The organism is Pseudoalteromonas sp. SG43-6 (genome assembly GCF_014164365.1).
Classification (GTDB): Bacteria; Pseudomonadota; Gammaproteobacteria; order Enterobacterales; family Alteromonadaceae; genus Pseudoalteromonas; species Pseudoalteromonas rhizosphaerae.
This window is the reverse complement of the sequence record NZ_JACJEZ010000154.1, coordinates 1-592: the sequence shown is the minus strand read 5'-3', so window position 1 is coordinate 592 and position 592 is coordinate 1. Positions and strand designations below refer to the sequence as shown.

The window sequence follows — 592 nt, the reverse complement described above, 5'->3', positions numbered from 1 at the left end:
ATTTGGCATATTCAAGTTTTTGTTGTGCACTGAGTGTTACTTTTGATTTTCTGGTCATAGTGATACCTTTTGGGTTTAGCTCATTTTACGCTATAAACCTGTCCAGTTTCATTAGACCATTACAGGTTTGATTTGGGCTATAGCCTAGCATTCGCCCTCTTTCAGAGAGCAAGTGCAGGTTTTTCCTTGCTCTAGAGCCAATAACATAGAGAAGCTTCTTAGCACTATCTTCTGATGAGTCATTAAAATTAGGAACTAACCCCTCAAGTAAACCGAAGGATATAACTGCGTCATATTCACCAACTTTAACCCCGTGGATAGTAGAAACTTTTATTCCACTTCTCGGCTTAAAAGCTCTTCGAAATGCCTCTATATCTGTAGCAAATTCCTCGCTATCTCTGCGGAGCCTGTCTATGCGATCTTCTGTACTACTCAAAAAAGATTCATAGTGTTCTTGCAACATTGGATAACCCCCTGTGTCAGGATAGTTGTCGCCTCTAACTTTTAATAGAGGCAGATAAAAATGAGACGTCGATTTACACAAGAATTTAAAGTTCAAGCGGTTGAAAAAGCATTATCTCAATGTGATGAT

Annotated in this window: 1 protein-coding gene; it reads right to left on the bottom strand. The window is 38.9% G+C overall.

Features of this window, described 5'->3' with window-relative positions; genetic code table 11:
• Window positions 1–85: 85 nt before the first annotated feature.
• Window positions 86–463, bottom strand: a complete 378-nt coding sequence (locus H5201_RS22570; RefSeq protein ID WP_220497201.1) for a 3'-5' exonuclease — start codon at window positions 461–463, stop codon at window positions 86–88.
• Window positions 464–592: the final 129 nt, after the last annotated feature.